Annotated in this window: 14 protein-coding genes; 9 read left to right on the forward strand and 5 right to left on the reverse strand. The window is 34.9% G+C overall.

All coding sequences use genetic code 11. From position 1 onward, the window contains the following. The first annotated feature begins 231 nt into the window (after positions 1-231). The 9 genes from Q0P94_RS00005 (at position 232) to Q0P94_RS00045 (ending at position 10073) form a co-directional block, all read left to right on the forward strand. Positions 232-2205, forward strand: a complete 1974-nt coding sequence (locus Q0P94_RS00005) for a DEAD/DEAH box helicase family protein (protein WP_295112084.1) — start codon at positions 232-234, stop codon at positions 2203-2205. Next, positions 2202-2378: a hypothetical protein gene (locus Q0P94_RS00010; RefSeq protein WP_295112087.1), complete on the forward strand. Its 177-nt coding sequence runs from the start codon at positions 2202-2204 to the stop codon at positions 2376-2378. The genes Q0P94_RS00005 and Q0P94_RS00010 overlap by 4 nt, the downstream gene beginning before the upstream one ends. Before the next feature lies 1 nt (position 2379). Beyond that, positions 2380-4404 (forward strand): AAA family ATPase, encoded by a 2025-nt coding sequence (locus Q0P94_RS00015; protein WP_295112089.1) that lies wholly within the window; start codon positions 2380-2382, stop codon positions 4402-4404. After that, positions 4397-4834, forward strand: coding sequence for a hypothetical protein (locus Q0P94_RS00020; protein ID WP_295112092.1), 438 nt, complete (start codon positions 4397-4399; stop codon positions 4832-4834). The genes Q0P94_RS00015 and Q0P94_RS00020 overlap by 8 nt, the downstream gene beginning before the upstream one ends. 10 nt (positions 4835-4844) lie before the next feature. After that, on the forward strand, positions 4845-5627 hold the full coding sequence (locus Q0P94_RS00025) for a hypothetical protein (RefSeq protein WP_295112094.1): 783 nt from the start codon (positions 4845-4847) through the stop codon (positions 5625-5627). A 57-nt stretch (positions 5628-5684) separates the two neighbouring features. Beyond that, complete coding sequence (locus Q0P94_RS00030; RefSeq protein WP_295112097.1) at positions 5685-6077, forward strand: (deoxy)nucleoside triphosphate pyrophosphohydrolase; 393 nt, start codon at positions 5685-5687, stop codon at positions 6075-6077. A gap of 1 nt (position 6078) precedes the next feature. After that, positions 6079-6222, forward strand: coding sequence for a hypothetical protein (locus tag Q0P94_RS00035; RefSeq protein ID WP_295112099.1), 144 nt, complete (start codon positions 6079-6081; stop codon positions 6220-6222). Beyond that, positions 6215-9178, forward strand: a complete 2964-nt coding sequence (locus Q0P94_RS00040) for a DEAD/DEAH box helicase (protein ID WP_295112102.1) — start codon at positions 6215-6217, stop codon at positions 9176-9178. The genes Q0P94_RS00035 and Q0P94_RS00040 overlap by 8 nt, the downstream gene beginning before the upstream one ends. A 253-nt stretch (positions 9179-9431) precedes the next feature. Further along, positions 9432-10073 carry a hypothetical protein gene (locus Q0P94_RS00045; RefSeq protein WP_295112105.1) on the forward strand — a complete coding sequence of 214 codons (642 nt, stop codon included), beginning with the start codon at positions 9432-9434 and terminating at the stop codon, positions 10071-10073. A 71-nt stretch (positions 10074-10144) separates the two neighbouring features. Here the strand turns inward: Q0P94_RS00045 and Q0P94_RS00050 are convergent, their stop codons facing one another. The 5 genes from Q0P94_RS00050 to Q0P94_RS00070 form a co-directional block, all read right to left on the reverse strand. Next, the gene (locus Q0P94_RS00050; RefSeq protein ID WP_295112108.1) at positions 10145-11005 is read right to left on the reverse strand and encodes a toll/interleukin-1 receptor domain-containing protein; all 861 of its coding nucleotides are present in this window, start codon (positions 11003-11005) and stop codon (positions 10145-10147) included. Positions 11006-11017: 12 nt separating this feature from the next. After that, entirely contained in the window at positions 11018-11842 is an 825-nt protein-coding gene (locus Q0P94_RS00055) for a toll/interleukin-1 receptor domain-containing protein (RefSeq protein ID WP_295112113.1), read from the reverse strand. Further along, positions 11839-12333 (reverse strand): hypothetical protein, encoded by a 495-nt coding sequence (locus Q0P94_RS00060; protein ID WP_295112116.1) that lies wholly within the window; start codon positions 12331-12333, stop codon positions 11839-11841. Before Q0P94_RS00060 ends, Q0P94_RS00055 begins: the two co-directional genes overlap by 4 nt. 24 nt (positions 12334-12357) lie before the next feature. Beyond that, a complete protein-coding gene (locus tag Q0P94_RS00065; RefSeq protein WP_295112119.1) occupies positions 12358-19548 on the reverse strand; it encodes a lectin like domain-containing protein in 7191 nt (2396 codons plus the stop codon). Between the two features lie 194 nt (positions 19549-19742). After that, positions 19743-20855: a DUF11 domain-containing protein gene (locus Q0P94_RS00070; RefSeq protein ID WP_295112121.1), complete on the reverse strand. Its 1113-nt coding sequence runs from the start codon at positions 20853-20855 to the stop codon at positions 19743-19745. Between the last annotated feature and the right edge of the window lie 83 nt (positions 20856-20938).

Below are 20938 nucleotides of genomic sequence, written 5' to 3' on the forward strand. Positions count from 1 at the left end.
ATCTCTTTTAGATTTGATTTTAAAATATATTTGTCCGTTTTTTATTTTTTAATTAGATTTAATTTAGTTGAGTATGATTTATTATATGAGATATTTAGATTTTATTTTAATTTTAAAGATATTTTGGTAAGATATATATTATTATAAAGCAATATATACTATTATTGTAGTGGTAATTTTGTGGCTAATGGAAATAGAATAGATTTAAAAATTTCATAATGTGGGGTTATAATGTCGTTAAAAGATATTGATCATTTAATTGAACCAAATTATTTTTCCTCAAATACTGATTTGATTGAAGGTTTTTATAATTTAGTTCTCACAGAATCTGTTAGGTATGATAGGCTTGCTGGGTATTTTAGTTCTGGAAGTTTATCTGTAGCTGCAAAAGGAATGACCAATTTAATAAAAAATAATGGACATATAAGATTGTTATGTGGCGTTCAGTTGAGTGAAGAAGATTGGGATTCAATCTCAAATCCAGAACAATTCAAAGACTTAATTAATAAAAATTTTTTAGATGAATACGAAAATTTAGAAGACGAGTTGACTTGGAATTATACTAAAGTTTTAGGTTGGATGATTGCAAATGGAATTCTTGAAATGAAAATAGGTTTAAATTATATGGAAGGTAAATATGTGCCTGGTAATATTTACCATCCGAAATTAGGAATTTTCTATGATTGTGATGATAATTGTATAGTTTTCGTAGGTTCAGTAAATGAAAGTGCAAGAGGTTGGTCAATAAATACTGAAAATTTATCCACGTATAAAAGTTGGCAAAATGATGTACATATTCCGTCTAATATTTCTGCTTTTGAAGATTTTTGGAATGACAATAATGATAATGTAAAAGTATATGATGTTCCTGACGAATCTTTAGATTTTTTAATTGAACATTCTCCTAAAGATAAGGTTGAACTAGAAGAAACTATTGTAAGAATTAAACAATTAGAAAAACCTGCTTATAAGAAAAAAGAAGTAAAAACTCCTTATGCATATCAACTTGATGCTATTGATCGTTGGTTTTCAAATGGTAAAAGAGGAATTTTAGCGATGGCTACAGGTACAGGTAAAACATTCACATCATTGAATTGTTTAAAAAAAGTTTTAAAAGAGGAAGAGGTTCTTACAGTAATTGCATGCCCATATACTCATTTAGTAGAACAATGGAAAGAGGAAGTTCTAGATATGGATTTGGGTAAAACTCATGAGTTTTATGGCGTGAATTCAAAATGGGGTTCTGATTTTGATAGACTTGAAAGGAAATTAAATAATAATGTAAAGTTTGAAAAACCACAAATTATTTTAACAACTCAACAAACATTTCATACTCCTGAGTTTATATCTAAAATTAACAATCTAAAAGAAAAAAATTTTAATAAAAATTTATTATTAATTGTTGATGAAGTTCACCACGTAGGGTCTGCAGGATATAGTGAAGGATTACTCGATGAATATGATTATAGATTAGGTTTAAGCGCAACCCCTAGAAGATATATGGATTATGAAGGCACTCAAAGGATAATGAATTATTTTGGAAGAGATATTTTTGAATTTACTATTAGGGACGCATTACATAGGAGACATGGGCCTAAAATGGAACCATTTCTGACTCCATATTGTTATTACCCAATTAAAGTTAAACTTACAGAAGAAGAAGCTAAAAATAGAAGTAAAGCAAATAATGCTGAGGACAAATATAAGATATTGGGTGAAATATTGGATAATATGGAAAAACCAATTGATCATTTAATAATATTTTGTTCTCCTAAACAAAGAGAAAGAGTGTTAAAAATTTTAAATGAAAAGAAAATTAATCCTAAAGCAGAATTTACTTATAATGAAGATTTAAAATTAAGAAAACAATTATTAGATGATTTTGATAAAGGAGATTGTAAAGCATTAGTGGCTATGAGATGTTTAAATGAAGGAGTGGATGTTCCATCAACAGATAAAGTTATTATAATGTCCAGCTCATCTAATCCTGCTGAATATATTCAAAGAAGGGGTAGGGTTTTGAGGAGATCACCTGGTAAGAAAAGGGCATATATTTATGATTTAGTAGTTGTTTCTGATAATAATGATTCAAAATTGAATAACTTTTTTGATTCTGAATTAGATAGGTTAATAGAGTTTGTTACTGATTCAGATAATGCTGATGTTGAAGGCATACCTAAATTAAAAGAATGGGGATTATTATGAAAAGCAATATAAATTCAGTAATTTTACGAATTTTAAACGACGAAATGGAAATAAAAGAAAATGAAAAAAATTATATTTTAGATGCATTGAATTTGGAATATGATAATAGTGATAAGGAAAGGCCTCATTTAAATAAAGATTATTTAAAATTTGTTGAGGAGTATAGTGATTAAAATGATTATCAAATCTTTAAAAATGAAAAATTATCGACCATACAGGAACCCTCCTATAATTAATTTTGCATATGGTGATAAAAATTTAACTATAATAGAAGGAGATAATGATTTAGGTAAAACTACTTTTTTAAGTGCAATATCTTGGTGTATATATGGTGATGAACCATATAAAAATCCTAGTAAACCAAGATGCAATTTGGGTGCTGCTAGTGAGTTAAAAAAAGGTGGAATTTTAACAGTTGAAGTTGAAGTTGTAATGGAAGATAATGAGGGCAATGATGTAATATTTAATAGGCAACAAAATTATAAAAAAACTTCTTCTGAAAAAATGCGTAAAGATGGGAAAGAGAATTTTAAAATTCGCAAAGTATCTGATGTTAATGATGCCCCATTGGGTGATCCTGAAGGTTATAGGGAAACAAGATTGCCTAAACGTTTACAAGAATATTTTTTATTTGATGGTGAACGATTGTTAGAATGGTTTACTGGAGATACTGATACAGTTAAAAAAGAAATAGAAAAATTATCTCAATCTAATTTAATTCAAAACGTGATTGATCGTACTGAAACACAAAGAGATAATTTAAATGATGATTTAAAAGAATTAAATAAGGAATTAGCTGATTTAAATGAAAAAGAATCTAATTTGATTTCAGCAAATAAAGAAGATACAAAAAATTTAGAAGATAATAAAAATAAAATTGTTGAATTAACAAATGAAAATGAAGTTTTAGAAGATTTATTAAGTCCTAAAGGTGAGACTCCTGAAAAATTATTGTCTCAAATTAATGGTTTGGAAGAGGATATTGAATTTGCAAACGACCAATTAAATGATTTAAATCAAAATCATATGAAATTTTTATTAGATAATTTTTCTCGTGTTTTGAGTCAGGACATATTAAAATCATTTTCAAATAGAAAGATCGATGATGATTCAATTGAAGATGATTCGATAGATGATGAGCATATTTATTCAATTTCATCTAAAGACCTTGAATATATTTTAAATAGAAAAAAATGTATGTGTGGAAATGATTTTAATGAAGATGATTTAGCGTTTGAATTATTATCTAAACTTCAAAAAAAAGCAGTTAAATATGAAGTTAATTCCACACTTACTAAAACAATTAAAGATTTAATTAATGATTCTAATGATATGATTAATAGAATACCTAAATCATTTCAAGATGATGTTTCCACATATTGGAATAATGTTAATAAAATCGAAGAACGTATTGAAAAGAAAACTGAACTTTTAAAACCTAAAAAGAAAAAATATAAATCCCTTTCAGAGAAACAAGATGAGGAAAATAAAACTAGAAATAAAATTAACAATAACACTAAAATTATTGATGGTCTTAAAGAAACTAATGTTATTCTTCAACAAAATTTGGATGAATTCGAGCCAAAAATGCAAGATATTAAACGTGAACGAGAGTTGTTGGAAATCAATATTGGTGATGAAAAAAAGATTTCTGATAAAATAGAGTTTTGTAACACTATTATAGATCATTGTGAATTTTTAAAAGCAGAATTGGGTAGACAAAATCATAAATTAATCGAAGCTGCTGTTAATAATCAATTTAAAAAAATATATAATGGTGATGGAACTAGAAGAAAATATGATGCTGTATTAATTGATGAGAAATTTAATATTTCTTTGGAGGAAACTGATGGTTTAGTGGTAACTTCAATTACTCCATCAAGTGGTGCTCAATTAGCTATTGCATTATCATTTATCACTGCAATAAACTCTTCTACTGATTTTAAACTTCCTCAAGTAATGGATACTTCAATTGGTCGTTGGGGAAATAGATTAAGAAGAAATTTTGCTGAGGCACTACCTCATTTATTGGAGGATAATCAATTAATCTTTCTCTTTTTAGATAGTGAAAATTCTCCTGAATTGCATGATACGCTTTTTGAACATGTTGGGTTAGAATATGAACTACAATTTGTAACAAAAGATGAAACAACAATTGTTGATGTTACCGAAGAAAGAATAGGTGAGAAATATGAATAATAATGATGATAAAGGTACAATAATATGCACTGATGATATATATTATCAGCATACTGGTGAAGATAATAAATATTCATATCAACATTTGGCGAAACAATTAGGACTAAATAATCTTGAATTGTTTACAATAACTGTTCTCATAGGTAAATATGTAGTTAAAAGTCGTGAAGATATTAGTAACACTGCTACTTTAATTCAATATAAGAGCGCTTTAAACATGGGAGAACCAATTAAAATATTGCAAATTTTAGCAATTGAGGAAACTGATGATATTAACATATTAAACAATAAACGTAAAATGTTTGATATATGGGAAGGATATGCTATGGCAGGAATGAAAGAATTTTGCAAATGGTATTATTCTAATTCTATTGATATTCCAGCTGAACTTGAAAAAGTGATGATTGCTGCTTTAAATTCATCAAAATAAATGTGATTTTATGACACTGGAAGAATATATTATACTAGAGGGGGATAAATTCATAGTAACTCGCACATTTGATAATGATAAATATGTTTTTGGCACCTTTGATACACTAGAAGAAGCTATTAAAAAAAGAGATGAGTTGAACTATGATGGATGGCCATTATATCCTGAATTTATTGTAGAAGAGGAAATTGATCAGTCCCATATAATTAAAATAGGTAGCGAGGATTATGAAGTATATGATCCGTCAAAAGTTAAAATTTCAAATAATTCTAATTATAAACGAGATGTCATGAATTTAATTGAAAATATTAAATTTATAGAAGAATCGTCTAAAATTCCTTTTCCTCAGTCTGATGATTTAAATCGCTTTATTTTCATAGGACAAACTCTTTTAAAGAAAGATTTGAATAAAGAAGATATTAAAAAATTAAATCAAATTGGAAATAGAATTGTAAATATGTACACCAGTACAGGATTTTATTTTCATATTTTTGAGAAATATAAACAAGACAATAAAATTTATTATAAGTTATCGGATAAAGGAAGATCTATTTTTGAATTAGATGAGTATCAACGAAATATAAATATATGTAAATGTATTTTGGAACATGAAATTTTTTATAGGATTTTTAGGGAATGTTTAGAAAAAAAAAGTATTTCTAAAGAGAATATAGTTAATATAATGTTACAATATGACTTGAATTTAAATTCTATGGTAACTATTAAACGAAGGGCTAGTTGTGTTTCAAGTTGGATGCATTGGATTTTTCGTTTAATGGGAATTGATATTTAATTTTTTCCTGAAAATATATAACGTAAGCTGCCAAATATTTAACCAGAGGAAAAACTTATGAAAACTTTAAATGTTGTGGCGGCCATCATAAAAAAGGACAACAAAATCCTGGCAACCAAAAGGGGATATGGTGAATTCATTAACATGTGGGAGTTTCCGGGCGGAAAGATAGAGCCGAATGAAACCAAAGAGCAGGCTCTCATAAGAGAAATAAAAGAAGAACTCGACTGCACAATCGAACCCACAAAATTTGCCCTGAATCTTGAATATCAGTATCCTACATTCTACCTTAAGATGGACTGCTTTGAAGCGATAATCACTGAAGGAACTCCAAAGCTATTGGAGCACAACGATGCAAAATGGCTTGCCAAAAGTCAGTTGGACGAGGTAAACTGGATTCCGGCAGACCTGACAATCATTGATTATTTGAAAAAAACCATGGAGGATTAGCATGAACAGACTACAATTGGCTAAAGATAAAAAGGCAGAACTTGAAGACAGGCTCCAAAAGGTCAAAGGAACTCCAAGAGAGGAGGAATTCCAACTGCAGCTTGACAAAATTAACCAACTGATTGAACATCTTGAAAATGAATAATCTCAACACCGATGATATCATTAACGGAGCAAGAACAGCATTCATTGACGAACACATCAGCTCCAGCTCTGATTTTAAACCAAAATTATTATATAATGACAAAAATTCAAAGGTCATTAATTCCATTAGAGATGAGCTTAAAAACTGTGACGAGTTCATATTCTCATCTGCTTTCATCACCATGGGTGGCATAACGCCGCTTCTTGAAGAATTCAGATATCTTGAGCTAAAAGGCATCAGGGGAAAGATTCTCACAACCGATTATCTTAACTTCACAGAACCCAAGGCATTAAGAAAGCTTCAAAGCTTTAAAAACATTGAAGTCAAGCTATACCTGCAGGAAAAGGAAGGCTTTCACACCAAAGGGTATCTTTTCAAAAAGGACAATGTCTATAAGGGAATTGTCGGAAGCTCCAATCTGACAATGTCGGCGCTTTCCATCAACAAGGAATGGAATGTGGAGTTTACATCACTCAGCGAAGGCGAGATGCTTGGTGATTTAAAGCAGGAGTTCAACTCACTGTGGGATGAGGCTGAAAACCTTGAAGATATCCTTCCGGAATATGAAAAAATCTACAATGACAATAAAAAGTTCACAGACCTTAAAAGAATCACCCGCAGGATTAAGGAAGACAACATTACTCTCACTCCAAACTACATGCAGGAGCAGTTTCTTGAAAACATAAGAAATCTGATTAGGAATGGCGAGGACAAAGCTATTCTGGTATCTGCCACAGGTACCGGTAAGACCTATGCCTCCGCATTTGCCGTTAATGATTTCAAGCCAAAAAGATTCCTGTTTCTTGTTCACAGGGAACAAATTGCCAAACAGTCAATCAACGCCTACAAGCATGTCTTTGCCGATCATGACAAGTTCGGACTTTTAAGCGGAAACTCAAAGGATAAGGATAAGGATTATCTTTTCTCAACAATCCAGACTATGTCTAAGGAGGGCGTTTACACAGAATTCGAGCCGGACCATTTTGACTACATTATTGTCGATGAGGTTCACAAGGCAGGTGCATTGTCCTACTTGAAGGTGATTGACTATTTCAAACCGAAATTCCTTCTGGGAATGACCGCATCGCCTGAGCGTACCGACGGCTTTAACATCTATGATCTTTTTGACAACAACATCGCCCACGAAATCCGCCTTCAGGAAGCCCTGGAAGAGGACCTTTTATGTCCGTTCCACTACTTCGGAATAACTGACGTCGAGTTGGAGGACAGCACTGTGGATGATGACTTCACTGACTTCAATCTGCTGGCCAGTGACAAGCGCGTCGATTATCTCATTGAAAAATCAGAGTTCTATGGATATTCCGGCGATAGAAGAAAGGCTCTTGTGTTCTGTTCAAGAAAGCGTGAGGCGGAACTTTTATCAAAGGAGTTCAACAGGAGAGGATATGCTTCTGAAGTTCTTACTGGTGACGATTCGCAGGAAAAACGTTTAGAAACAATAAACAGACTTACCAATGATGAAAATCCAAATAAACTGGAGTTCATTTTCACAGTTGACATCTTCAATGAGGGGGTTGACATTCCTGAAATCAATCAGGTGCTGCTTGTGCGGCCAACCGAGTCTCCAATCATTTTCATCCAGCAGCTTGGAAGGGGTCTTAGGAAATACAAAAACAAGGAATACGTTGTCATACTTGATTTCATCGGAAACTACAAGAACAATTTTATGATACCAATTGCCCTTTCAGGGGACAGATCCTATGACAAGGATAAAATCAGAAAATATCTGATGCAGGGAAATAAAATCATTCCGGGTGCTTCATCAATCAACTTCGATGAGATTTCCAAAAAGCGTATATATGAGTCAATCAACAACACTTCATTTTCGAAGGTGGCTCTGTTTAAGGAAAAGTACAATAATTTAAAATACAAGCTCGGACGTATCCCTTCATTATATGACTTCGCAATCAACGGAGATTTTAATCCGGAACTGATTATAAATCACAGCAAATTTGATACATATGATAGGTTCATTGAATATGTCGAAAAGGACTACTCTAGCAGTTTCGGCCATTTTGAAAATGCATCACTGAAATTCATCTCCAAAAAACTAATCAAGGGAATAAGGCCTCATGAACTTGTGATACTGAGTTGCCTCAAATATAACAAATACTTCACAGTAAATCAAGTTGAAAACTATCTTTATGAGAGGTATGGCCTTGAAAATCAGTTTGATTCAATAAAAAGTGCCATAAATGTATTGAGCATGAATTTTTACAGAAAAGAGACAAGCGATGAATATCAGGCAAACACGGTTACAAGCTTTCTTTCAAAGGATGAAATGGACTACGAAAACATCTACTTCAACTTTGATAAAAATATTTACAAGAACTTAAATATCAATAAGAATTATAAATTTGAAATTTCAGACAACTTCAGAGTATCTTTAGCCAATTCAGCATATTATGAACATGTAAGTGATGCTTTAAAGTACGGGCTGCACAAGTATGAAAGCGTTTACATGTCCGACAGTCCATTTAAATTATATGAAAAATACTCAAGGGAAGATGTGCTGAGGATAATGAACTGGGAAAGATTCATGAATGGTCAAAACATTGGTGGATACAAGATAAAATACGATACCTGCCCGATATTTGTAACTTACAACAAAAAAGAAGACATTTCAGAAACAATAAACTATGAAGATCATTTTATTTCAAAAGAAGTGTTCAATTGGATGAGCAGAAACAACAGGAAAACATCTTCTCCTGAACTGGAACCTCTAATAAATTACAATGGTGTTGATATTGAACTGTTTATCCAGAAAAGCAATGACGAGGGAATCGAATTTTACTACATTTCAAAACTGACTCCTATTACATATATGCAGGTTTACAGGACAATTGAAGGAAAGGAGCATCCTATTGTCAATTTCAAATATAAAATCGAAACTCCGGTCAATGATGAACTTTATTCATATTTTGTAAATGACTGATTATTTTTAATCAAATCATTTTATTTATCTTTTAATTGAACCTTCATTAACATTAAAGATACCTCTCTCAGATTTAACATTTAAAAAACTCATGGATATAATCAAAGAATTAGAAATCAAGTTTAGTTTTAACAAACTCCACAGTTAATGTCTGAATTTAGCCATTCTCATTTTCTAAAACTTTTAATTAAATATTTTCATTTAAGTCACTTATATAATAGGATAACTATAACATCCTCATGGAGTGTTAATTATGGCTGTCTCTGAGAATTTAAAGGAAAACTGGTTAAATCGCATTGACGAACATAAGGGAACAGTTTCTGAAAATACTTTACTGGTTCCGTATGATATTGAAAACGTTTATGAAGCATTGCTTAAATTGCCCGAAAGAATTGCACATGGAATACTTTTCGATCAGGACCATGATTCCCATTCAGTATTGTTTGGAGCAAAAAAATCAATTTGGACTGGGGGACTCACTTTTAAAGGCTATGCAACACTTGAACCTAATTCCGATAACGGAACCTTTGTGTATATGTATGTTAAGGTGCAGCTGTCCGACAGGATTTTACAGGAACTTTTCAATGAACTGACAGACATTCTTGAAAAAAATTACAGCAAATCCACATCACTGTCCGATTCAAAAACAGAATCTTCATATGGCATTGACGTTTACGGAAGTGATGATTATGACAAAAAGAAAAACAAATATACAAGCAAACAATCCAAGTATTCAGGTGTTTATTATATTATCATAGGTTTAGTGCTGTTATTTGCGGGAAGTACTGGAAATTTTGTTTTGAGATTTACCAACAGCAGTGAGGCGCTTATATTGTTTTCTCTGCTTCCTTTGGGATATGGAATATATAAATTGTATAATGGATTTACGCAATGAACAGTGCTGACTTGTTGAAGTCTATCAAATCAAAAAAATAATATGAATTGCAATGATTTGACCATTGCAATTTAACTGATAACATAGTCGTTGTGTGAAAGAACCTTGTTGTTCAAATCGGTCAGCTTGAATCCGACATGAGTCACGTTGTTGGTTGGAAGGTCTCCCTGCCATATGATGCCCTGTCTGAATTCGTCAGCTGTTGAGTTCACCTCAAAGACATTGTTGTTGTTTTTGTCATAAAATCTGATGTTCATTATGTAGTTTTGTGAGTCTTTCGGCAGATTGTAGGACTGGCCGTAGACTGCATAGTTATTTCCTTTGACTTGAACATCGGTCATGTTCATGGCAATCACACCGTCTGCTGTTGTGTTTTGGCCTGTCGGCACGATGATGAACAGATATATCAAAATCACTATTGCAGCAATAGGAATTGCTATTGCAATGTATTTTTTGATGCTGTTTTCTTTCTTTTTAGGGTTGATTGCTTCAAAGGCTTCAATTGTCTCCCGACTGATTTCAACATTTTTAACAGGCTTTTGCACAATTTCTGATGTTTTATTGACCAGTTTTTTCAGTTGCCTTTTGGTGTTTGGAAATGACTGGATTACCGTTTGTGTCCTCAGGAGGAATTCCAGCTTTTGAGTTGATTTCACCTCGTCGATGTTGAACACGATTATCGGAATTTCGCTTGAAAATGCAATGTCCAGTTCAGTCAGGACATAATTTGTTTCCTTTGCGTTTTCACCAAAAATCAAAACGAAACATTTTGATTCGCTTATCGCCTGTGTAACGGTATCTATGCTTGCGCCTGAAGCCATGTCCTTTGATTTGCTCCATGGCTTTATGCCGTTTTTTTCAAATAGTCGATAAAGTTCATCGCTTAGGTGTTTCTCTCTTTTATCATAGCATATGTAGATGTCATGGTTCATGATAAAACCTCATTATAATTGAATATACTCCTCATATAGGTATTCGAAGAGCTTTTCGTCTGAAAATGTAAACCTTAAAATTGATTTCCTTGTCAGGAATTCGTTTCTGATTAGAATTCCGTGGATTATTGCAATTGCCCACAGCAGGAAGAATATCAGAATGAACAGGTTCAGTATCGCATGCAGTATGAACAGGAAATCCATGACTTCAAATTCAAGAAGCAAAATCATAATACTTGGAATCAGATACACCAGTCCCATCACAGTCCAAAGTCTCTTGTGCGATGTAAGTCCCATATATATGAAAGATGCCCAGTATACTGGAGTGAATAGCAGGATTAAAGACAAATAATCCTTTTTGTGTCTTGTCATGTCCTCTTCCTGGTAATTTGTCAAATCAGTAAGTATCGGAGCGTCGTTTTTCTCATTGCACAGATGCAGTGCATCCTTAATCAGAGTTTCGTATTCCGCTTCGGGATCGGGAAATGCCGGAAGCCACTGTGAAACCTTTAAGAAATATGCCATCTCATCTCTCGGCTCGGCATTGTCAATATTGAAGGATATGATTGGCTTGTTGTATGAGTATGCCATTTCAATTTCATTGTTGACGTATCGTGACGCCTGTGAAAATGACGAATACACCAAAACGACGATTTTGGTTGACCTTATCGCATCGCCTATTTCCTCGATGTAGATTTTTCCCGATGAAATGTTTCTGGGTGCAATCCAGCATTTGAGGCCGTTTTTTTCAAGAAGATAACAGATTCTGTTTGCAATGTCACTGTTTCTTGTCGAATAGCTTATAAAGACATTATGCTTTTGATTTTCCTGGTTCATGTTTTCACCTGACTGTTGAATGCGGTATCCACAACGAATTCCCTGTTGTCTGCCTCAAACAGATAGACAACGCTGTCCTTTGTAAAGGTCAGATTGTTCTTGTCGAATGAATCATACGGAATGATGAGGGAATGATACATGAATCCCTGACCTTCGTCAAACTTCAATGTAATGAGGTAACATGTTTCGTTTTTATAATCGATTGTACCTTCGTTTATTGAAGCGTAATTCTTCAAAAGATTTCCTACCCTTTTGTCTGTTGAGTTCAGCTTGCTTACATCCATATTGTAGAAGTTATCCTGCGGATTTCTGAATTCGACGGTATTGCCAACGACAGTATATCCTGAACTTGAAGGATAAGTCATATTAATCGAATCGGTAATTTCCGCTTTCTGCTCCATATACTTATGGCTCATCAAGCAGTATCCTCCATAAAGAAGCAATATGATTGTTGTCGCTATTATTATGTACTCCATCTTTTTTCTATTCATTTTAACACCTGATAAGCATGATTTCTATTTTATTACGGTAATTATCACTTTTCTAATTGCCTTATTGTAATATTTGTTGCCTGAAAATCCTATTGTGCCGATGAATTTTCCTTTTTTGGCCAGTTTGGTTATCTTAAATATAGCCTGGCCTTTTGCATTGGTTTTTGCAGCATAAATCTTGCCGTTAATGGCCATCTTGACCCATGTGTTTTTCATCACTTTGCCCATATTGTTTTTCAAAATCACTGCATATTTTTTCACTTTCATATTCATCCTGAATGTCTTTTTGTATGAGGTTATCTTAGGAGTGGCCTTTTTGACAATCACTTTTACGGTTTTGACTGATGATTTGTATTGGCTGTTTGCCGCAAATGCGATTACTGCAATGTATGATTTCGGCATTAGGTTAATCGCCAGACTTGCCTGTCCGTTTCTGTCTGTGGTCAGTGTGAAAATCCTTCCGTTGAGTTTGACCTTGAGGATGCAGTTTGCAAGCACTTTCCCGTTTTTATCTTTAAGGGCTATCATCAGCTTGTTTTTTGTTCCATATGTCTTTATTAGGCCGGATGATACGATGGTAGGTGCTGTTCTTCCATGATTGTCAGTAATTTCCAGAACGCCAGGTTTTGCAATGCTTCTGGTAGGATGGTCGTTTGACAGTTTTCCGCTGATTTTGTATATTCCGTAATTCAGTGAAGAAGTCTGCAGTGGATATCCTCCAAGATTTATGTCGTATGGAATTGTAAACATGACCTTGTTTGCGTTCTGGTCGGTTAGGGTAATTTTCAAATCTCCCATTCCATACGCATAGACTGAGTTTCCGTTTTCATCTTCAAGACGTGCCACAGTAATGTTCTGGCCTTTGACTAATTTGGCACTTGTGAAGGTCATGTACAGAGGCATGTTGTATCGGATTTCATTTTCATTGTAATATATTGCAACATTTTCAGCATCAATCCTGTTGTTTTTCATATAAAGATTTCCGTAAACGGGATTTCCGTCAGTGTAATGGTATGCAAATTCAATAGGGATAACATTACTGTTGGATGAGATATTTGAATCCCTAATGTGGAGATGTCCTAATGAATATATGTCGCTTCCCGTGTTCTGGCTGTTGTTTGCAAAATAGGATAAGCTTATATAACCAAATCCCATGAAACAGATTGCGCCTCCGGTTTCATCGGCATTGTTGCCTGTAAATTTGCTGTTAAAAACACTGACATAAGCCATGTTCTTTTCGGTGTCCGTATATGAAACGATTGCACCTCCAACGATTGCGCTGTTGTTAATAAAGTTGGAATTTGAAATGGTATATCTTCCGTTTTTGGTCAAATAGAAGGCTCCTCCTATTTTTGCCAGGTTTCCAACAAAGCTTGAATTCATAATAACTGATTCACCTTCTATGTATACTGATCCTCCGCTTGTTTCTGCATAGTTATCTCTAAAGCGTGATGATGTGATGTTGATGTTTTTAAAGTTGATGATTGCACCTCCATGTTCCGCAGAATTGCTGATAAAGACGGAATTGTATACGTTGTCTGAATTGTAAATTGCTCCTCCGACATATGATGCACTGTTTGAAATAAATTTGGAATTGGCCACAGTTTTCACGAAGTAAAGTGATCCTGCATTAGTGGCATGATTGTCTTTGAAAGTGCAGTTGTCTACAAGTTTTGCATTAGTGATTGCACCGGCTGCATCCGCACGGTTGCTTTCAAAGAGGGAATCATAAATAAGAGCTTCACTGTACACTCCGATGTACCAATTTGGCGCATATTCAAACAAGTCGCTGACATAAATCGCTCCTCCTGAATATGAAGCGGAATTGTTTGCAAATGTTGATTTGTAAATTTTAAGATATTTGCTGATATGTATCGCTCCTCCATATCCTGCATTGTTGTTGGTGAAATCTGAATCGTGAATGTTTAATTCATCGAATGAATAGATTGCACCTCCGCCATCAGTGCCTGTTATGCTTTGCACAAGTTTAATCACGTAATTGCTTTTGAAATCACTGTCATAAACATTGATTTTATTGTGTGCGGCCACTGCTCCTCCGGACTTTTCTGCAATGTTTTGTGAAAATCCGCATCTGTTAAAGTCAACGTATTTGGAATTGGAAAATACTGCTCCTCCGGAAATGGCGGAATTGTTTTCAAATTCACAATCTGTGAAGTTATTGCGGTAATTGGTGGATAATACTGCACCTCCATTATATTTTGCAGTATTTCCGTAGAATTTTGAAGATGAAATCAATCCGGTTCCACTTCCCTCAATATACATTGCAGAACCGTGAACTTCAGCATCATTGCTTTTGAATAGGGAATTTTTAATGCTTGTGCTGCTTCTGGTTATCAGATATAATCCTCCGCCATTGTTTGCTGTATTGTTGATGAACCTGCAGTCATTCAGTGTGATGTCAAAAAGTGAGTAAAGACCTCCTCCGTTTTGGGAAGCTTTTGAATTGATGAAGCTGCAGTTGTTCAGGGTAACGTTGCGTGCAGCAATGTAGATTCCTCCTCCGTTTACTGAACTGGCATTTATGATTGTGATGTTGTTTAAAATGACATTGTCGGCTGCGACATAAAATCCTGTGGCATTGGAAAGTCCGTTTATTGTATGTCCGTTTCCGTTGATGGTCATTGGCTTGCTGATGATGATTCCGTATTCTCCGTCATCAAACTTCCCGTCATAGAAATAGTCTCTCTCAAGACTGACTGTTGATTTTTCATCAGCATCGTTAATCAGGTCTTGAAGGGCATTGAATGATGTTCCTGCCTTGTCATACTTAACTGTAAAGTTAAACCGGATGATGTTGGACTCAAATACATTGTCGCTGTATTGGGCAAACAGTGAATGTTTTCCTTCATCCAGTTTGACGTTAAGATTAGAGACTCCATTTCTGATTTGAGCATAATAAACATTTCCGTCTATAATGAACCTCATCAGACGATAGTTGAATTTGTCGACATCCATGCCGTCAAAATAAGTTTTGATATTGATATTTTTTGTATTGGCTGAGTCAAATTCGTCCATGCTGATTTTGATATCTGTCGAATTGATGTTTTGTGTAAATGCCTTTATACATGCAACATTGCATGAACCCGCATAGTCATACAAATCAAACCAGTTTTCTCCGTCGAGGCTTATAAATGAAACGTTCTGGCTGAAAGTTTTTTTGGAAATTTCTTCTGCTGAACAGACAGGAATACAATTGTATCCTTTATTGTGATTGTTTACGGCAATTGTGAACTTGTCGCCCTTGTCCAGTTTGATAAATGTGTGGAAAGGTATGGTGGAATAACCTGCAGATGAAGTTCCGTTTTGTTCGAAAACAAATTCGTCGTTTTTATAAACAGTTACTGTAAAATTGGTCTGTCTGTCAAAATATGTTGAAAATGCAGAAAGAAGAGCATCGCTGTCTGCGGTGAATGTGTTTTTAAACGAAATTGTATCCATATAATGGTAGAATTCGCTGACTCCTGCAAAGTCATACTGGTAAATTTTGGTATATGGGTTGTTGTCGCTGAAGATGAATGTATATGCATGCAGGTTTGGATATATCTGTTCGGATATCTTTTCATCATATGAAAGGTATCCGAAACCGTTGTTTTCCCAATCTGGCCCCCAACTGTTCTTGAATATCCAGGCTCCATTTGCAGGTTTGCCAAGGGAGTCATATCCAACGTAATTGTCGTCCCATCCTACAAGTGAAACTGAATGGTAATCATTTCCCCATTTGAATGTCACTGAAACCGCACCGTTGTCCCTTATCGCAAGCTTGTAAAGTGTGTTGTCTCTGCTGTTTGATCTTGCAGGCAGAAACTTGACATTTTGAATATGGAACAGCGGATTTTCCAGAATGGATATTACAGAATAATCGTCATAATTCTCTTTTGATTCCTCAATCGGACCCAACCAACTTGTCAGATAACTTAAAAGCATAGATTCATATCCTGCGTAATTTGTTTCAATTTTAATTCCATAAACTGAATATGCCGCCATCAGGTTCTTGGCATTTTCCACTGAAAATTCATATCTGACGCCTGTTGCCTTGCTGAGACATGCTTCAAGAGTGGCCATTCCTGAAAATGCCCAGCAGTTACCTCCATTTTTCTGGTCTTTAACGGAACTGACATAACCATAGTCATTTGAATTGTAATATGATGACAATATCTCTATCTGGGATGGAAGGGATTCAGGATATGCAATTGAGCCATTGACCATACTGACTGGATTAAATGAAGCTGCCTCATAAAGATTGTCATATTTTATGCTTAAAAAGGTATCTCCGAAGTCCATGGTCAAATTCTTGGTGAAGTTATAGTTTCCGTTTTCAGAATTGCCGCAAATGTCTATGCTGTAGTTTCCAATCACCTGGTATCCATTGAAAAGAGCATCTCTTGGACCGGTATACAGATTGCCGGCTAATCCTTGGTTATATAATGATATGTCCAAATCTTCAAGTAGGTACACGTTCAATTGTGGATTGATCAGTTTGTCGCTGAAACTGATGTCGACCGAAATGTTGTTGATTTTATGGATGTTGTTAATTGAAGTCAGCCTTTTTTCCTCATCGGTGCCGTAAATCATCATGGTGACCAGATTATCATAAACCTCATAAACCGGATATGGGAAATGCAGGTCTGTGCCTACTTCAGATGCCATTGTGTAAAATAATGGATTACTTATGATATGGTAATCCTTGCCGTTTAAAGTTGCCCTGAATTCGGCAAAGACATGGTAATCATTTGCATAATAATTGGAAATGCTGTTCTGTTTTTTTCCGTCATAAAATATGGATGACCCTTCTTTTGCAAAGCTGTCTCCAAATGTATTGTCAATCATTGTGAAGTTATTTGGAATCCTTGTGTATATTGAACCGCCGGCCAAAGCATGAGATACATAAAACTGGTTTCTATAGTAATTCATGGTTCCGTAAATGTCATAGATAACTCCTCCGTAGTAGTTTGCACGATTATTGTAGTAGGTGGAGCGGTATGAATTTAAAATGGAATTTATGTTGCAGATGGCACCACCGAATTCCGCAGTGTTGGTGTTGAATTTTGAATTAAAAATGTACAGTTCACTTTTTGAATTGTAGATTGCTCCTCCTCCGTCTGTCATTGACACGGAATTGTTGAAATTGCTTTCCCTGACGGTTATGTTGGAATTCATGGAAGCGATACATCCTCCAAAACTGAAGGACAGTGATCCATTAAAGTTGGATCTGTCTATAAAAATATTGGAGTTTTCACAATAGATCGATCCTCCGTAATATGCTGTATATGTATTGTACTGATTTGAAGTGAAATCTTCACCATTGTCATTGGTAAATGGTGTGAACTGTCCATTGTAAATGTTCAAATTGGAATTTTCACAGTAAATTGCACCTCCTTTATATGTGGAGGAGAATTGAATGAACCGAGTATTTGAGATTGAGATATCTGAATTTATCGCAGCAATTACTCCGCCATTAAATGCATTGTAAGAATTTTGAAAAGTGCAGCCGTCCATAATAAGGGTGTTTTTGTTGCTTTTTGGAGTATCACAGATGATGACTCCTCCATATGAACTGTCAATTAGGCCGGAACCGGATTCAATCTCTGGAAGATTACGCAAATCAAATGCTTCGATTTCATCAAAAAAACAATTATTGGCCTTTAATGTGCCCTGGTTGAGAATATGAATATTGTTTAAAGTCAGGCCATTCAATTCAAGATATGATGATTCCTTGATTATGAAAGAGTATTGGTCGGATATTTTTGAGTTTATTTTTATATCTACTCCATTTCTTATCAATTTAACTCCATCAATGATGGTGCAGGTGCTGTTGAGCTCATATATTCCATCTGCAAAGTATGCTGTAACTCCAGGTGCGAGTCTGTCTGCATATAAATATTTGTAAGGATTGCTTTTAGACCCATCACCGTCAGATTGGGTATTTGCATCAATGTAGATTATGCTGCTTGTGTGTGTTTTGCCTGAATTTGAAATCTCGGTATTATATGTGTCATTCCCTGTCAGGTTTGCAGTATTTCCTTTGAATGTACAGTTGCTTGCACCTTCTCCATACATTGCCCCACCATATTCCGTTGCTTCATTATATCCGAAGAATGAATTTTCTACTTTCACATTGTATGTTGCACCACCCATTCGTGCGGAATTGTATACGAAATAGCAATTGTTAGGCAAAAAGTACTGATGTCCATACATTGCTCCTCCATAGAATGCGTAGTTTCCAATGAATCTGCAGTTTTCAGTTTTCAAACCTTCGTATATTGCACCTCCGTAATCTGCATAGTTCTCAATAAATGTACAGTCGGTGGCGGTGGCCTTATATGATGCTCCGCCGAAATTTGCATTATTTGCAGTAAACTCGCAGTTTTTAGCGGAACCGTATTTCATTGCACCTCCGTAATCTGCTCCGTTTTCAACAAATGTACAGTTTTTGCAATTAACGTTATATGTTGCGCCGCCTTGCCATGTCGCTGTGTTTTTTGTAAATAGGCAATCGACAACTGCAACGTAGTCGGAGAACAGTATGTTGATTGCACCTCCTTCATTTGCATGATTGCCGGTGAAACGGCAGTTGGCAATGGTATATTTTCGGGTATTTGAACCGATGTAAATGGCGCCGCCGGAATGGTGTGCGGAATTTCCGATAAAGATGCAGTTTTCAAAAGAGCCTCCGCATCCCGCTCCGCCCATATATCTTGCTGTGTTTTCAATGAATATGCAGTTTATACAGTCTGTAGCATAGGTTGCACCACCATATCCTGCGGTGTTTCCGGTAAATATACAATTTTCTGCAATGCTTCTGCCGTTTATTGCACTTCCATCAGCATTTGTCTTGGCATTCTTAAAAATGATGTCGTGGAAGGATACTGTACAATCTTTAACATTAAAAATTCTGGAGGCGTTGCTTCCATCCAATGTATGGCCGTTACCCCATATGGTCACGTCATGTTTAATGGTGATTCCGTCGGAAATAAGGGAATCGGATTCGGGATTAAATGTGTAGTTGTGATTCAAATAGATTTCGGCATTTTCATTGCCGTTAATGTCTTTTTCCAAATCTATAAATGTTTTTGGGCTTTCTTTGAGGATAGTTTCATTTGAATTTTCCAAAATCACTTCATTTGGGGATGACACCTTGCCAATGATTTCTGACGTCATGTTCGAGTCATTTGCACTGACTGCCGATATCGTCATGATTATCATAACAAAAATGAATAAAATAAATAGGGCTCTTTTGTTAAACATAATTTAATTTATCTTTTTCATTAATAATTAATTTTATGTCAAATATTTTTGTCTAAAACTGATATTCATTCAAATTTTTTAGTTTAAAGGAATTACAGTTTTGATTAATTTATTATAGGCAAAATTAGAAGTTTGTATAAAAATTAGGATTTGATTTTTTCATATCCCAAATTACATACCAGTATTATTAAAAACAGTGTGAATATCAAAACCGCAATGGTGCGGTAGTCGCCGGTGTTAATGGCCTTGACGGTTTTTGAGTTGGATGGGTCATTGTTTCTTGAACTGGAATCCTGAGTAAAAAGGCTTTCAATTGCATTGGTGAGAAGGTTACTATTGATTTGTTTGGAAACTGATGAGCTTACGCCGCCATTTCCGGAAGGTGAAACTGCATTTCCTGAGGCGCCTCCATGGGAGGTACTTCCATAGTGTGAATCATGCCGAGTTTCACTTTGATCGTCACTGGTACTGACAGGTCCCGGTCTTTCAGGTTCGGTATTGGGAGATGGACGTTCATATGGTTGAGGCATATTTTCCCAATCATATTCCCGACTTTCTCTTTGGGCGATACTTGCATAGTGGGTGTTATGCTGGGTTTCACTTTGCTGTGCACTGGTACGGGTGGTGTTTGAAGTAATTTTTGATGTAACTTGTATGCTGCATCTCAAAGCGTTGTTTGACAGGTCAATGTCGTTGGAATCGGTTGTTCCATTGACGAAAACTATGAAAGTTCCTTTAACATTTATATTTGTCATTATTGTTAAAGTTGCATCAGTGCCTTCATTCAAGTCTCCGATATTCCAGATTCCTCTTTTATAATCATATGTTCCGACAGTTGCGTAAGAGGATATGAATTGGAAATCATTCGGCATATCCACATAAACTTTTGTGTTTTTTGCAATTCCGTCATTGGCCTTTGCGGTGATGATGAACGGAACTTTAAAACTCATCTCGTTGATGCCGTATGTATTCTTTTCAATGTCTCCAAGTTCCATATCGACAATTAAATCAACAGTATTTTGTGAAGGTTGGTTTGCGGAATTGTCTTTAATGATTTCTTTATTGGTATTTTCAAGTACATCTTCATCAACCGGGAGATTTGCATTGACGCTTCCAGCATCTGCACTGTCAACAGACAGGTATGTGGGTTCTGAAGAATTTGCATTATTGGTGATGTTTTCGCTTGCTGCGGCACTTCCAAGCAGAAGCAGAGCAGTTAAAATCAACACCAAAGCAAAAGGATACTTGAACTTCATTTTATTCACCAATATTTCACACTCGATTGAAATCGTAAAATCTGTTATTAAATTTTATATGATTTATGTTATTTTGCTTTTCA

Origin of the sequence: uncultured Methanobrevibacter sp. (genome assembly GCF_946184425.1) — an archaeon.
Classification (GTDB): domain Archaea; phylum Methanobacteriota; class Methanobacteria; order Methanobacteriales; family Methanobacteriaceae; genus Methanocatella.

Coding starts and splice junctions, on each gene's coding strand:
- Q0P94_RS00055 (WP_295112113.1), bottom strand. CDS start 11,842: ATGAACCAGGAAAATCAAAAGCATAATGTCTTTATAAGCTATTCGACA.
- Q0P94_RS00050 (WP_295112108.1), bottom strand. CDS start 11,005: ATGAACCATGACATCTACATATGCTATGATAAAAGAGAGAAACACCTA.
- Q0P94_RS00070 (WP_295112121.1), bottom strand. CDS start 20,855: ATGAAGTTCAAGTATCCTTTTGCTTTGGTGTTGATTTTAACTGCTCTG.
- Q0P94_RS00015 (WP_295112089.1), top strand. CDS start 2,380: ATGATTATCAAATCTTTAAAAATGAAAAATTATCGACCATACAGGAAC.
- Q0P94_RS00040 (WP_295112102.1), top strand. CDS start 6,215: ATGAATAATCTCAACACCGATGATATCATTAACGGAGCAAGAACAGCA.
- Q0P94_RS00020 (WP_295112092.1), top strand. CDS start 4,397: ATGAATAATAATGATGATAAAGGTACAATAATATGCACTGATGATATA.
- Q0P94_RS00045 (WP_295112105.1), top strand. CDS start 9,432: ATGGCTGTCTCTGAGAATTTAAAGGAAAACTGGTTAAATCGCATTGAC.
- Q0P94_RS00025 (WP_295112094.1), top strand. CDS start 4,845: ATGACACTGGAAGAATATATTATACTAGAGGGGGATAAATTCATAGTA.
- Q0P94_RS00030 (WP_295112097.1), top strand. CDS start 5,685: ATGAAAACTTTAAATGTTGTGGCGGCCATCATAAAAAAGGACAACAAA.
- Q0P94_RS00010 (WP_295112087.1), top strand. CDS start 2,202: ATGAAAAGCAATATAAATTCAGTAATTTTACGAATTTTAAACGACGAA.
- Q0P94_RS00060 (WP_295112116.1), bottom strand. CDS start 12,333: ATGAATAGAAAAAAGATGGAGTACATAATAATAGCGACAACAATCATA.
- Q0P94_RS00005 (WP_295112084.1), top strand. CDS start 232: ATGTCGTTAAAAGATATTGATCATTTAATTGAACCAAATTATTTTTCC.
- Q0P94_RS00065 (WP_295112119.1), bottom strand. CDS start 19,548: ATGACGATATCGGCAGTCAGTGCAAATGACTCGAACATGACGTCAGAA.
- Q0P94_RS00035 (WP_295112099.1), top strand. CDS start 6,079: ATGAACAGACTACAATTGGCTAAAGATAAAAAGGCAGAACTTGAAGAC.